General features: G+C 48.1%; 10 protein-coding genes. 3 read left to right on the forward strand and 7 right to left on the reverse strand.

Features of this window, described 5'->3' with window-relative positions:
• Positions 1-6: 6 nt before the first annotated feature.
• From P6574_RS12190 to dapA, 4 genes are all read right to left on the reverse strand, one after another.
• Positions 7-891, reverse strand: coding sequence for an AEC family transporter (locus P6574_RS12190; RefSeq protein ID WP_310620550.1), 885 nt, complete (start codon positions 889-891; stop codon positions 7-9).
• Positions 892-970: 79 nt separating this feature from the next.
• Positions 971-1498: an inosine/xanthosine triphosphatase gene (gene yjjX, locus P6574_RS12195; RefSeq protein ID WP_310620551.1), complete on the reverse strand. Its 528-nt coding sequence runs from the start codon at positions 1496-1498 to the stop codon at positions 971-973.
• A 107-nt stretch (positions 1499-1605) separates the two neighbouring features.
• Positions 1606-2085 (reverse strand): SsrA-binding protein SmpB, encoded by a 480-nt coding sequence (gene smpB, locus P6574_RS12200; RefSeq protein WP_310620552.1) that lies wholly within the window; start codon positions 2083-2085, stop codon positions 1606-1608.
• A 50-nt stretch (positions 2086-2135) separates the two neighbouring features.
• The gene (dapA, locus tag P6574_RS12205; protein ID WP_310620553.1) at positions 2136-3014 is read right to left on the reverse strand and encodes a 4-hydroxy-tetrahydrodipicolinate synthase; all 879 of its coding nucleotides are present in this window, start codon (positions 3012-3014) and stop codon (positions 2136-2138) included.
• A gap of 513 nt (positions 3015-3527) precedes the next feature.
• On the opposite strand from dapA, the gene P6574_RS12210 reads away from it, so the two are divergent.
• Together P6574_RS12210 and P6574_RS12215 are read left to right on the forward strand one after the other, a co-directional pair.
• The gene (locus P6574_RS12210; protein WP_310620554.1) at positions 3528-5603 is read left to right on the forward strand and encodes a lytic transglycosylase domain-containing protein; all 2076 of its coding nucleotides are present in this window, start codon (positions 3528-3530) and stop codon (positions 5601-5603) included.
• Between the two features lie 181 nt (positions 5604-5784).
• The gene (locus P6574_RS12215) at positions 5785-6651 is read left to right on the forward strand and encodes an alpha/beta fold hydrolase (protein WP_310622159.1); all 867 of its coding nucleotides are present in this window, start codon (positions 5785-5787) and stop codon (positions 6649-6651) included.
• 109 nt (positions 6652-6760) lie between these two features.
• Here P6574_RS12215 and P6574_RS12220 read toward each other — a convergent pair whose 3' ends face one another.
• From P6574_RS12220 to P6574_RS12230, 3 genes are all read right to left on the reverse strand, one after another.
• Positions 6761-7984, reverse strand: coding sequence for a porin (locus P6574_RS12220; RefSeq protein ID WP_310620555.1), 1224 nt, complete (start codon positions 7982-7984; stop codon positions 6761-6763).
• A 639-nt stretch (positions 7985-8623) separates the two neighbouring features.
• Positions 8624-9871, reverse strand: a complete 1248-nt coding sequence (locus P6574_RS12225) for a porin (protein ID WP_310620556.1) — start codon at positions 9869-9871, stop codon at positions 8624-8626.
• Between the two features lie 493 nt (positions 9872-10364).
• A complete protein-coding gene (locus tag P6574_RS12230; protein ID WP_310620557.1) occupies positions 10365-11501 on the reverse strand; it encodes a porin in 1137 nt (378 codons plus the stop codon).
• A gap of 540 nt (positions 11502-12041) precedes the next feature.
• On the opposite strand from P6574_RS12230, the gene P6574_RS12235 reads away from it, so the two are divergent.
• Positions 12042-14174: an acetate--CoA ligase family protein gene (locus tag P6574_RS12235; protein ID WP_310620558.1), complete on the forward strand. Its 2133-nt coding sequence runs from the start codon at positions 12042-12044 to the stop codon at positions 14172-14174.
• Positions 14175-14259 lie beyond the last annotated feature (85 nt).

The raw sequence follows: 14259 nt of genomic DNA on the forward strand, positions 1-14259 counted from the left end.
TTGCGCTTACAGAACGACGATAAGTGCGATGGGCAACGTGACAATAGAAAAGAGTGTTGAGAACATAACCATACTGGCAACGTCCTCAGCATATTGTGGCGTGTACCTGTCGGACAGCAGATAGGCATACACGGACGTCGGCATAAGCATCTCCAGAATAAACGCCCCCTTTTCTATCGGCGAAAACGTAAAAATCTGGAGAAGCACGAGAAGAAGCGCCAGAGCCATACTCAAGTGAAAAACCGAAAGGTAGCACCCCCGCACCAAGTTCAAGAATCGTAAATGCGCCAAGCTGAAACCAAGTGTCAGAAGCATTAGGGGGATGGTGGCCCCTCCCAAAAGCGAGAGGGCATTTTCTAGGTACTTGGGTAGAGTAAGGTCCGTTGATATGAGGCAGATACCAATGACTGCTGCATAAATATTTGGTGTCCTGAGTAGTTTGGAAAAGCTGAAAATCCCCTCCTGAATCCAGATACCAACAGTGAAGATGGCAACCATAACCACTATCCAGAATGCCAGTGCATAGGACATTCCTACCGAGCCAAATGCAAAATAAACAACAGGTAGGCCGATATTCCCCACATTGGAAAAGCTCAGCCCACCCACATATGCTTGAATTGATAACCCCATCACTTTGAGGAAAAATGCGGAAATGAGAAGCATGCAGGTAACCGCAACCAGCGCTGCCAGCATCATATGATAGAACTGAGCAAACGAGATATGTTGGGCAGCCATATGGGAGACGACCAGAGACGGCATCGCCCAGTTATTGACGATATTGTTGATGTTATTAGTTGCAAAAGGAAGTTTCAGCTTTGCGATTAAGAATCCACAGCTCGCCACAAAGATAACGGGAAACATGACCGAGAGAATTTTGAGGAGATCTGCCATAGGGTCCTTTCCCGCAGATAGTTGGGAAACTATGGCATTTCTATTTTAAAATTTACTTGCTGTGGTTCTTGCCATCAGATTACAGGTAGGCTTCTTTTTTGAAAGGAAGAAGGGCACAAAATACGGTGTCTATGTACACAGATTGCCGTGTCAGATAATTATCGGTCAAGAGGCCAAAGGCACCACCTTTGTGCTTGATATTTTTGGTGCCGAAAACCGTATCCAAAGCATTTCCCAGCTCTTCTCCAAGCCCCACCCGTTCCATTACTTTTGCGGGCAGTGGCAGAGCGAGCGAACGGCTGGTTGACAACTTGCCGCTCCTATCAAGAATAGCCATCCAAGCAAAGGTGAAGGCTTCGTCTTCTACAGTAGAGATGCCACCTTCTAGCCCCACCCAGAAGTCAGCTTGGGCAGTACTGGCGCGAGCGTTATGCACCCTATTGACTGCCCCTTGCCTGGTTTGCTGTTCACCCAAAGGCTGATCCGGCACATCAGACGCCACAGAGACACTATCTATGAGGATTTCACATTCCGGGAACTGCAGCGAAAACGCCTTTTGAACGGCTGATACTTTCACCGGATTTTGAGAGGCGACAACAACTTTCATCGACTAACCTTGGATACTTTCAAATCATACAGGACCAGCAGACAAACACTCTTCAACTCAGTGCGCAAAACAGGTACCAGTTCAAAACATCACCCATTGAAGTGCTATCAACCACCGGTCTTTAGCAGCCGCTGCTTCTCACGTCCCCAGTCCCGATTTTTCTCGGTCTGCCGTTTGTCATGAAGCTTCTTACCTTTGGCCAGCGCAACTTCCATTTTCGCTCTCCCTTTTTCATTGAAGTACACTTTCAAGGGAACGATGGTTTTACCGTCTTTTTGGACGGCAGCTGTGAGACGCGCAATTTCACGTCTGTGCATCAAAAGCTTACGTGGTCTGCGAGGTTCGTGATTAAAGCGGTTACCCTGCAAGTACTCTGGAATATAGAAATTGTAGATCCAGAGTTCGCCGCCCTCCTCCGCTGCATAGGATTCAGCAACGTTCGCCTTGCCTTCGCGCAAGGATTTAACTTCTGTGCCTTTCAGCTCGATTCCAGCCTCATACACAGTTTCAATTTCAAAGTTGAAACGGGCCTTCCGGTTGTCTGCAACAACCTTGCGATTTGGAGAGCCTGTTTTTTTAGCAGCCATTTTCTTTCCTTATAGGCGCAGGGCTGCTGACACGCAGCCCCTTAAACTAATTAGTCCAACAAACCGGCATGCTTCATTGCTTTTTGAATAGCAGCCTGAGTATCCTCGCTTACTGTAACCAGTGGCAAGCGGACAGAGTTTTCAATTTTCCCAAGAAGCGAAAGCGCATACTTCACGCCGGTTGGGTTTGGCTCCAAAAACAGAGCATTATGAAGCGGAGCGAGCTTGTCTTGCAATTCCAGCGCTGTTGCAAAGTCTCCTGCTAAACAGGCCTCTTGAAAACGGCTGCACAGATTAGGAGCAACATTTGCCGTAACTGAAATACAACCATGACCACCATGGGCCATGAAACCAAGTGCCGTGATATCCTCACCCGACAATTGAATGAAGTCTTTACCGCAATACTCGCGCTGTTCACTTACACGGGACATGTTGGCAGTTGCATCTTTTACACCAACAATATTCGGGCACTCTTTGTGCAGCTCAGCCATTGTCTGACTGGTCATGTCAATCACTGAGCGGCCTGGAATGTTATAGATATAGATAGGAAGTTCTGCAGATTGGGCAACAGCTTTATAATGCGCTTTTAGACCAGCCTGATTAGGCTTGTTATAATATGGCGTTACAATAAGCAGGCCGTTTGCGCCCATATTCTCCGCATGTTTAACGAAGTCGAGAGCCTCTTGCGTATTATTCGATCCTGCACCAGCCATTACCGGGACGCGCCCTGCCGCAACTTCAATACACAGCTCAATAACACGCTTGTGCTCTGCATGGGATAGAGTTGGACTTTCACCAGTTGTACCCACGGGAACAAGCCCATGGGTGCCCTGTTTTATCTGCCAGTCCACAAAATCCTGGAAGGTTTTCTCATCCACTACTCCACCTTTAAATGGCGTGACTAGTGCGGTGATAGATCCCTTAAACATCTCAGGTTCCTCATTGGAAGACAGATTATAAATAACAATATGCTAACCGTGATTAGCTTGGATCGTCACCATAGTCATGTTGTTTCAATCCAGCAACGGCCAACCTATATTATCGCATAAGATTCGGTCGATAAGTTACTGTTAGTTTTTGCTGTCACATACTCCGCCTGTGGACTTAACGGCATCGGGAAACTAAAGGTTCATTTATAACTGCTATGGCAGTCACTATGGAACAGTAGCTGACCAGCCCATTGTTCCATATTCGGGTAAAAAGAACTTCTCACATGAGGGGCGCTAAGCACTATGCGTATTCGTCGGTTAATTTATTTGGGCACAGCAGCCTCAGCATTTTGTTTATCTGGGATATCTTCACATCCTGCACTAGCAAATTTAACCAATGAATTTCATAGTGTTACGCCTATTTCCAAGCCTCTAGGGACTAGTAAAAAAAGAGTATCCCAAACGCTCTCTCTGGATAAGGCTGGACATTTTCCAAAAGCCAAACCGGCACAAGTGCCTCCCATTGTAGCCACCTCACCAACAACACAGTCGGCCCTTGAAACTGCCCCAGCATCTCCCAAGCAGGCCATTGCTTATGCCGCTGAGCCTGCCCACGGCGCGGTTTCCAATCAAAGCCCACAACAACAGCTAACCGAAAATTATTTTCCACAGAAAGAGGTTATATCTGGTTCCCCCGCAACACTGGAAGCTTTGAAAAAAGGCCTTATCGATGTGAAGTCTGGCCGCATTCAACAAGCTTTAAATGTTCACGCCAGTCTTCCAGATACGCTGGATCGCCGTATTCTAGAGTGGCAGCTGATGGTGAATGGCGGTCCATCGGTTCCCATTGCTTTAATTACTGAGTTTGCGGGTAAAGCTCCCTACTGGCCTTCCCCGGAAATTGCTCGCACAAGAGCAGAGGCATCTCTAGCCGCTGCAAACTTACGGCCTCAACAAGTTATTTCCGCTTTTGCAGGATCGCAGCCGGAAAGCTTTAGCGGAAAAATTGCACTGGCAAAAGCGTATGTGACAACTGGTCAAAACACTAAAGCGCGTGAACTGATCGCCCCTATTTGGAAAACAAACCCGCTCGAGAAGCAGGAAACTGGTTTTCTACGAAACTTTGGAAGAGTTTTGACACAGGAAGACCATCGCCTAAGGGCTGAAATGCTGCTGTATCGGGACAGAACCAGAGCTGCTGAGCGGTTGTTACCTCATCTCACCCATAATCATCAGCGCTATATGAAAGCCCGCATTGCATCCATTCGCAAAGCAAAGAACGCAGAAAAGCAGCTGGCGGCTGTACCGAGGTCCATGCAATCTGAACCCGGTTATCTGTTTGCACTGATCAAGAGAGCAAGAAGCCGCTCTGATTATTTATCTGCTGCCAAGTACCTGGATCAAGCACCAACCAATCCTGACAAGCTGGTTAACCCTGATGAATGGTGGGTTCAAAGACGGGTTGTCTCCCGTATGCTTTTGGAAAAAGGAGAGGCAAAGCGGGCCTATTCCATTGCAGCAAATCACTCAGCACAATCTGCAGGCAGTTATACGGAGGCTGAGTGGCACGCAGGTTGGTATGCGCTGCGGTTCTTAAACAATCCGCAAGTAGCTGAAAAGCACTTTAAAAATATCACCAAGCGCGCCAAAACTCCCATCACCCTTTCCAAGGCTTATTATTGGATTGGCCGATCAAGGGAAGCTACGGGAGATGTGAATGGCGCGATTTCCGCCTACAGGAGCGCAGGGAAATTTGGTACTGCATTTTATGGTCAGCTGGCACTTGCCAAATTGAGCGAGACATCAATTCCTCTGGTCGTTCACACCAAGCCATCAGCTGCTGAAAAAGTCCAGTTTGAGCAAAACGAGCTGGTGCAGGCCATTCGCCGAATGGATGCAGCAGGCTTCCATCAAGAGACATTGCTGCTCTATAAGCACTTGGCTGAAAAGCTTAATAGTAACAGCCAAATTCAATTACTCACGCAACTCGCTGAAGAAAAAGGCCGCTACAACTGGTCCTTGATGATCGGTAAGTTGGCCTATGCGAAACGCTTGAGTGCAAACTCCCTTGCCTATCCGACCTCCGCAATTCCATCAAAAACCGTTATTACCGATGGCGTTGAAAAGCCTATGGTCTACGCTATTGCTCGGCAAGAAAGCGCTTTTGACCCTAAAGCAAAAAGCAGCGCAGGTGCCCTTGGCCTTCTTCAGCTCATGCCGGGGACAGCACGCGAAACAGCCAAGTCAATTGGTGTAACCTACCAAAAGTCGAAGCTGACAAATGACCCGGCTTATAATGCCACCCTTGGAGCCAAACATCTCGATGAACTTATCGCCAAGTTTAATGGATCCTACATTCTGACATTTGCTGCCTACAATGCCGGAAAAGGCAAGGTGGAAGAATGGATCAGGCGTTTTGGAGACCCGCGGGACCCGAAAGTTGATCCTATTGACTGGATAGAGATGATTCCCTACGGGGAGACACGAAGCTACGTCCAACGCATCACTGAAAATCTGCAGGTTTATAGGCATAAACTTCAACAAAAACCTCTGACAATTGTTGAAGATATTACACGGGTCAGCTCTTAGATAGCTTCAGTAGTTTTCTTTCTACTCTCAGCTAGCATTTTGATGAGTTGGCCCCCCTCTAAATCCTAGGGATTGACTCCTGAAGTCCTAGATCTCCCAATGGGGCCAATAGGATTTCAAAGTTACAGGAGGGCTCGATGTTGGAACGAACCGCATTGTCAATGGTGAAGCTTTGGTGACTATGCAGCCAAGCCTTTTCACTTGGAAGGCGGAGGATGGTTTGCAGTTGGCAGCTCGTATTTGGAAAGCCAGACACGAGACAGCCGCGCCCCTGTTATGCCTGAGCGGTTTGACGCGAAATTCCCGCGACTTCGGTGCAATAGCAGAGTATTTGCAGGCCCGTGGTAGAACAGTGATCGCCATGGACTATCGTGGAAGGGGAGAATCTCAGTATGCTCAAGATTATAAGAGCTATTCTCTTGAGCAGGAATCCGCGGATATTGAAGCTGGACTACTAGAACTGGGTATTGATGAGTTTTCGATTCTTGGAACATCACGGGGCGGCTTTCACGCCATGCTTCTCTCCCTCAAAATGCCAGAGAAATTGAAGGGGGTCATTCTCAACGATATAGGCCCGGTTTTAAACCCTCTAGGACTGGCGGATATTGTAGAATATGTGGGCACACATATGACAGCCGCATCTATTGACGAGGCAGCTCACTACCAAAAGTCATTACATTCAAAATATTTCACCAGCTTATGCGATAGGGGCTGGGTGAGATTTGCTCAGCAACTCTATTCGTCAACTGATGGAAGGGGTGAAGTAACGCTGGCTTATGATAGGAAACTTGGCGATGCAACCCGGGAGACCTATGATCCATCGCTAAATACAGAATTCTGGCCCCTGTTTGCAGGCCTAAAACCTCTAAAGCATCTGTTAGTTGCAGGCTCAAACTCCCCACTCCTGTCAAAAGATGCCATCACAGCCAAGCAGGACGCTCACCCCCATATGGAAACACATATTGTTACAGATGAGGGACATGCCCCATTGCTTTGGGATGCAAAAACGCAAGAAAGAGTCGAAGCTTTTCTTCAAAAACTTAGCTAAACGCCATAAAAGTAAGTCTCATCGATAAGATAAAACACACATAAGCACTCAGTAATGGCGATAAAAAAGCCGCCAGATTTGGCGGCTCTCTAGATGAAGGCTATATGTACTAGAATGTACGCTGAACTCTGAGCAAAGCACTGGCTTCGGTGTAGTCGTCCTCATGCTTTACATCTGTTCGTGCGATTCCGAAATCAACACCGAATTCCAGACCATTAACCGGTGCCCATGCGACATCCCAGTCAAACGCCCAACGGGAGTAATCGTTTTGCGGCGCCCCTTCCGGCGTATCCACATCCACATAACTGGTATCAAAATCTACCCGCACTTCCGGCGTGAAATAGTGCGTATATCCACCTGAAACCGCTATACCCTGAGTTTTTCCCGAGTGGTCATCGAGGTAGTAGACATCAAAGACATCATCCACATTCAAATAGCGAAGAGCCGCATCCGCATATTGAACTTGCAAGGCGATAGCGTCGCCATCCCCCAACATAGGCAGGTTGATAATGGTTCCAGCGCCAATCGCCCAGCCAGCTTTACTTTGTCTTCCTTGGGAAAGTGGACGTACGTCCTGAACCGCACCAGATAATTGAATGGCACCCCACGCTTGATCGAGACGCATGGCAATTACTCCGGCAGGTGCGCGGCTCCCCCCCGCCCCATTCACTCCATTCCAAACATAGACACCGTTAGTACGCTCTGACATATCCTCGGCAGATAAAGACAGGGACAGACCATTACCAAGAGCTGCTGTATAGCCAGCTACCCATGTATTTTCATCGGACCAATTCCGGTCCACCGACCCGTAGGTAGCTCCGGTAAAAAAGTCAAAGAACGAGGCAGTTCGCCCAAACGTAAACCCATTCATTTGAATGTAGGCAGCTTCCAGATGCATATCCGTGCGCTCTCCGCGGCGCAGATCTGGGTCGGAGTTCGTTGCATTACCTGCGGCCCAAGCCTCTGTTGAATCCACTGTGGCCTGCAACTCCGCATAGGCCTTTATTAGGCCAAACTCACTATCAGTGTAAGTTTCAAGCATCAAGTCGGAGCGTGCCCGAAAGCGCATTCCATTTCGCTCGCGCTGATCCCAGTTATTTGGTTTTGACCCGAAATTAAGTGCTTGCGCCTCTACACGCACCCGCCCCCCTAACCGTAAGCAGGTACTGGTTCCGGGAATATAATAGAACCCCTGCCCGAAAGCATCGCAAACCTCCACATAATTCGCTGGCTCTGCATACTGAAAACTCTCGGGACTGGTAGATAAGTCAGCAGCTTGGCCTGCCGATATTCCCAGAGGCAACCCGAAAATCGCTAGAAACTTGGCTTTCATGAAATGTTCCTCAAAAGTCACTCCAGCTTGATGAAGCCACCAAGCTGATCCCCACGACTGGAGCCCCAGAAAACAAATTACGCTAAAGAAACACTGGAAATATGCTCTCGTCTTTTCTGGCACTCATTACGTAACCTAGACAATTATGCCATTGCAATTTTTGCGCAATTGCCGTGGTTTGGCGGATAAGAAACACTTACGAGTTTGAAGGAGGTGGAACAAAGCGGGGGGATTACGCTCAATGTAATTCAAGCGGGGAGTTAGCATTGGAGTTTTTAAGGGGGCTCTTTGGTTAGCTGCAAAAGCTTGCCCCTGAAAAAGGGGAACCCGACGGGTTGGACGCCGCCGGGTTTGAGAGACTGATTGGAGATCAGGACTAATCATACCAACCAGAGCTAGAATATCGTGTGACATCAATGTCTGTCACTTCCTCAAATTTAGGCATAATGACGCAAAATTGCAACAGTCAATACCTTACCAATTTGTAACAGGTGGGAAAAGTGTAATCTTTATGAGCCAGCCCTTTGATACACTGACAGGGTAAACACCTATATCAAAATACAAAAAGGCCCCGATGGCCTAAGCCACCGGAGCCCTCTTTCCGCCAAAAGCAGAAACCTTTAAATCTGAAGTATCAGATTAGAAGGAGAACTGAACGCGGGAACCAACGTAGAGTTCGTCTTCGTCAGCACCACCGTCGTAATCGTGATTAACCCAGCCAGCAGCAGCACCGATCAGGAGACCGGAAACTGGTGTCCAGAATACGGAAGCATCAACAGCAGTACGATCGTAGTCTGCATCAAGGTCACCCAGATCCAGATCCATGTAAGAGGCATCAATAGTACCAGTTACAGTATCAGTAAGCGCATGCTCGATACCAAATGCGAGTGCATAACCGTGTGTACCGGCTGCATCAAGAACTGCTGTTTCGTCAGCGTCGTCACCAAGATCAAGTCCGGAGATTCCGCCACCAAAGCCGAGGTAGCTCAGAGCGCTATCAGCATACGCTGCTTGGAAGGCCACTTGTGTACCTTCGCCCAGCATACCTGTTGTGAAAGTTGCCTGCAGAGCGAAACCGTAGTCTTGATCGTTGTCCTGACGAGTTTCCCAGTCTGTTGACGTGATTACAGAAGTATATGTACCGGTAAGGTCACCATTATCATCCTCATCTGCCGTTGTTACTACATCTGTGTCCGTACCAGAGTCAACAAGTGGGCGATCTGCTGTGTTATGCAACGCACCAGCCAACTTGAAGGAACCCCAACCCTGCTCAATAGTTACAGCAGCTGTTACGTCGATGGAGTTGTCTTCACCAGCGCGGTAAGAAGAATCTTCCAGACCGATAGCAGCAGTTACGCCGTTACCGAAGGCTTTGGAGTAGGAAACCTGCAGTGGGCTCTCGCCTTCACCGTTAACGCCAGCTGGAGCGATGATGGAGTAACCATCGAAGCCGTAGAATACAGATTCAGTTGTACCGAATGTGAATGCACCCAAATCGTTGGAGATTTGAACATATGTGTCATCCAGAGCGATATCGTCGGAAGCATCACCACGGTAGTTACCGATCACAGCTGTGTATGTGGAAATCAGGCCGATTTCAGACTGTGTGCGGGAGTGCAGGTAGATGTAACCGCGGGCATATGAAGCGTGATCTTCATAGCCTTCGTTGTTGTCTTCTGCCAAATCGCCAGATACGATTGTTGCGCGAATACGGCCAGCAACACGGATACATGTGTCGGAGCCTGGCAGCTGGAAGTAGCCAGCGCCGTATGCGTCACAAACCTGTACGTAGTCTACTGGTTCAGCAACAACTGGGAGATCTGCTGCAGAAGCAGATGTGGCAGCAGCAGCGGCAGCGGCTGCAAGTGCAATAGTTTTCAAGTTCATAATAAAATCCTGACCTTCCAAAAAGTCTCTCAAACAAGAGCGTATTCAACGGTTTGGACCCGTTGAGCCCTTTCCCCGAGCGCTTCTGCAGTCTCCAGTTACTCAAATGAGTAGCGAGTCCTGCCTAAGCGATGCGCCATATGTGACTAATATTTTGAAAGGGGACAATAGAAATGGGTCTGTTATAGCCCATTGAAAACATCTGGTTATTTTGTGTGTAACAAAATCGCAACACGGTATTTTTGTAGGAAACCATCAAAATTGGCAATTTGCGCAAATTAAAATATTCAATAAATACAGTTAGTTATAGAAATACATAGTAGCCATCACATTTATGCATACCTATTATGCATACTGCATACTTAAAAACTGCATGTGGAAATATATCCTCGCAATCTCGAATTTCCTTTGAAACTTCCTAGGGAAAATAAAGAGAGCCCCAACAAAAATGCCGGGGCTCCCAATCCAAAGTGCCTTAAATGACACTCATGAATTAGAATGTGTACTGAACACGTGTACCAACGCGGATGTCGTCAGCGTCGGAATCTGCACCAGAAACTTCCAGATCAGTGTTAGCCCAACCAGCATCTACACCAAGCACGAGGCCGGATACCGGAGACCAAGCAACTGATGCATCAATAGCTGTGCGATCAAGCTCGAGATCAACATGCTCTTCTGTTTCCAGAGAAAGGTAAGAAGCATCCAGAGCCAGTGTCACAGTCTCGGTCAGGCTGTGCTCGATACCTGCTGCTACAGCAAAACCATTCGCGCCATATGTGTCCAGCATATCAGCATCATAGTCGGTGCCAGCGTATTCTTCACCAGTTACACCCACGTAAGAAACAGCAGAGTCAACATATGCTGCCTGGAAAGCAAACTCAGTACCGGAGGCAATTGCATCCAAGTTTGCAATTACTGTACCCTGAATTGCGTAACCGTAATCATTGTCAGCTTTTTCACCAGCAATATCTGCAGTGTTGTGCAACGCACCGGCCAGACGGAAAGAGCCCCAACCCTGCTCAATGCCAACTGCCGCAATTACGTTGGCAGAGTTGTTTGCACCATCACGGTAATCAGAATCTTCTACAGACAAGGTTGCAGTTACACCGTTACCGAAAGAACGGTTGTAGGAGATCTGCAAAGTATCATTATCAGACAGCGCCTGATCAACAACACCAACTACAGTGTAGCCAGTAAACGCATCAAATGCAGAAGTTGTACGACCAATTGTCAGAGCGCCAGTGTTATTGGAGAACTGAATGTATGCATCACCAATTGTCGCGCTATCGTTGGCCTGTTCATCAAAATCACCGCGGATTTCGGTGAACGTACGGATCAGGCCAATTTCGCTCTGAGTTGCAGAGTAGAGACGAACGTAACCGCGAGCCAGAGAATCGTGATCAGAGTACTCAGAATCGTTATCCAGGTTACCGGAAACGATTTGGGCACGGATACGGCCGCCAACACGAACGCATGTGTCGGAGCCTGGCAGCATGAAGTAACCAGCACCGTATGCGTCACAAACCTGTACGTAGTCTACAGGCTCGGCAACAACAGGAAGGTCTGCAGCAGAAGCAGAAGTGGCAGCAGCAGCGGCGGCAGCAGCCAGCGCGATAGATTTAAAGTTCATAGTTCCTGACCTTTTCAGAAGCTCTCAATATTCAGGGATTGAGCGAGGCTGTTTGGACCAGTCACGCCCTTTAAAAAAAATCGGACAGATGCACGTTGAATGCGTTTATTGATGCGCTTAAGAAGCACCTTCACATCAGCGCTCGCCCGTGACACGGAACCTAGGTCAAGATCATGAATTAATGCAACCTACATGCATTATATTTATATCTATATATTATAGTGCGTTAGCATATGTTGCATGCATACCACATATTGTTCGATAAGATCGAACCAATGAAACAGCAACTACAATTTTCTAGAATCTAGTGGGAGAAAAACGGCGGAAATCCGTAACACTCAATAGGATAGTTTTGCACAATAAGTGTCTCTACTACCCAATTAGACGCGATGAGCAAAAGCTCCGGCTTTCTTGTTTACCATCCTTCAAAGGAAGGCTTGGCAAAAACTATCAGGCTATAGACCTATTTATTTTCTGTATGTAGCATGTCTTTCTGGTATCAGAAATATAATTTTATCTGGTATTATCGAGGAGAAAGACGTGAATAGTTCACTGACTAATATAAGCAGTCACCATGAAAATGCAGAACTGTTCAGAGCCTTAACGAGCCCGCAGAAAGTTGCTTTCTTTGGCGCGTCCGATGATCCCAGCCGAATAGGCGGGCGGCCTCTTGCCTACACATTACGTTCCAAATTCTCCGGCGAGTTATTACCCATTAACCCCAGACGCAGCACAGTACAGGGCCTCAAAGCCTATAGTTCAGCTGAAGACATCAACACTGCAATTGATCTAGCAATAATAACCGTTCCTGCCCCGTTCGTTGCCGAGAGTGTCCGGCAAGTGGCCAACAAAGGTGCACGCGTTGCTGTGATATTTGCTGCCGGTTTTGCTGAAGTAGGGGAGCAGGGTCTTCACATGCAGCAAGAACTCATCCAAATCAGTCGCTCAACCGGCATCCGTTTGGTTGGGCCCAATTGTTTAGGGATCATCAACGCACGCAACGGTCTTATGGGAACCTTCGGAGGAGCTGCTCTTCTCCCCAATGACAACCCGGGAGGATTTACATTAATCAGCCAATCTGGGGCTTACGGGGCTCACTCTTATGTTGCCGCATTGAAGCATGGTGCCCGCCCCGGTATGCTGCTATCAACGGGGAATGAAGCGGACCTAGGCGTTCCGGATTTCATCCAAATGGCTGTAGATGACCCACTAACACATGTTATCGGCTGCTATGCCGAGGGCATTTCAGATGGCCCAAAGCTAATAGGAGCATTGGAAGCGGCTCGGGAAGCACGTAAACCGGTTCTGTTTATGAAAGTTGGCCGTTCCGATGTTGGTGCGACAGCAGCTGCATCCCACTCGGCTTCCCTAGCTGGTGAGGACAACGTCTTTGATGCAGTCCTTGCGCAAACTGGTGCTCAAAGAATGTCATCGACCGAACATATGGTCGACGTGGCCAAAGCCGCCATTCCTCGAATATATCCAGCTGGCCGACGCCTTGGAATCTTTACGATCTCTGGCGGAGGCGGAGTACTCATGGCAGATACAGCTGAAGATGAAGGGTTGGAAGTCCCCCCCCTTCCAGAGGCGGTCCAAGAGCAGCTCAAACACCTGAACCCGATGGCATCCCCAAGAAACCCAGTGGATGTTACAGCCCATATACTTAATGATCCCTCCTCCATTGAGCCAACCATAAGGGCAATGTTCAATGAGGGCGCCTACGACGCCATCATTGCATACTGGTCTACAATCAGCCTAACCCCTGAGAAACTCAAAAAATGTATAGCGGAAGTAGATAAAGGATTAGCCGGTCAGGCCTCTCATTTGTTATTCCATGATGTTAATCCCGCCAATGTTCTTGAGGAAATAATTGGAGACGGGCACTTCCCCGTCTTTGAGGACCCGACCAGAGCCGTTCACGCCATGGCTACCCTTATGCGGTTTGGAGAGGCTTTCAACCAAACCACAACAAAGTGGCACGATCGACAAGCAAACCTCTCTTCCAAGGTCTCTTTACCTATCGGTTCCATTTCAGAAAGAGAGGCAAAAAATATTCTTGCGGAAGCTGGTGTGCCAATGGTTCAGGATCGCTTCGCGAAAACGCCCAAAGAGGCGAGGAAAGCCGCAGAAGAACTAGGGGGGGTACTAGCGCTTAAAATCGTCTCTCCAGATATCGTGCATAAATCCGATGTGGGGGGAGTTGCTCTAAACACCTCACCTGAACAAGTAGAAGAAGTCAGTAGAAGCTTAATAGAGGTTGTCTCCCACAAGGCACCAAATGCAACAATTGAAGGCATTCTACTTAGCCCAATGATTGAGGATGGAGTTGATTGCATTCTTGGCTCTCGACTTGACCCCGTTTTCGGACCAGTGGTTGTTTTTGGTCTTGGAGGCATATTCACGGAAGTTATAGAGGATGTTGCATTCCGCTTGGCCCCTGTAACTCAAAAGGAAGCCAAAGAGATGATAAAAAGCTTAAAGGGCGCGCCTCTCTTAAAAGGTGCTCGAGGACAACCTCCGGCAAATGAAGGTGCCTTGGTAGATGCAATTGTCGCATTTTCCCAGTTAATCGCAACTGCAGGAAACCAACTTGAAAGTGCAGAAATTAACCCACTCAGAGCCTTGCCCAGCGGCGTCCTAGGCCTTGACGCAGTTATTCAACTGAAACCATAGGGCAACGAGCATCCAAAACCGGACTACCAGTCTTCAAACCGAGGTTCATAGAAGTGCAATAAACGGCGAGCGGATCGCACATTAA

The organism is Pseudovibrio sp. M1P-2-3 (assembly GCF_031501865.1).
In the GTDB taxonomy this organism is placed as follows: domain Bacteria; phylum Pseudomonadota; class Alphaproteobacteria; order Rhizobiales; family Stappiaceae; genus Pseudovibrio; species Pseudovibrio corallicola.

Excerpts from the sequence above, each read along its gene's own strand:
- P6574_RS12190 (WP_310620550.1), bottom strand. The coding sequence starts at position 891 with ATGGCAGATCTCCTCAAAATTCTCTCGGTCATGTTTCCCGTTATCTTT.
- yjjX (WP_310620551.1), bottom strand. The coding sequence starts at position 1,498 with ATGAAAGTTGTTGTCGCCTCTCAAAATCCGGTGAAAGTATCAGCCGTT.
- smpB (WP_310620552.1), bottom strand. The coding sequence starts at position 2,085 with ATGGCTGCTAAAAAAACAGGCTCTCCAAATCGCAAGGTTGTTGCAGAC.
- dapA (WP_310620553.1), bottom strand. The coding sequence starts at position 3,014 with ATGTTTAAGGGATCTATCACCGCACTAGTCACGCCATTTAAAGGTGGA.
- P6574_RS12215 (WP_310622159.1), top strand. The coding sequence starts at position 5,785 with ATGCAGCCAAGCCTTTTCACTTGGAAGGCGGAGGATGGTTTGCAGTTG.
- P6574_RS12220 (WP_310620555.1), bottom strand. The coding sequence starts at position 7,984 with ATGAAAGCCAAGTTTCTAGCGATTTTCGGGTTGCCTCTGGGAATATCG.
- P6574_RS12225 (WP_310620556.1), bottom strand. The coding sequence starts at position 9,871 with ATGAACTTGAAAACTATTGCACTTGCAGCCGCTGCCGCTGCTGCTGCC.
- P6574_RS12230 (WP_310620557.1), bottom strand. The coding sequence starts at position 11,501 with ATGAACTTTAAATCTATCGCGCTGGCTGCTGCCGCCGCTGCTGCTGCC.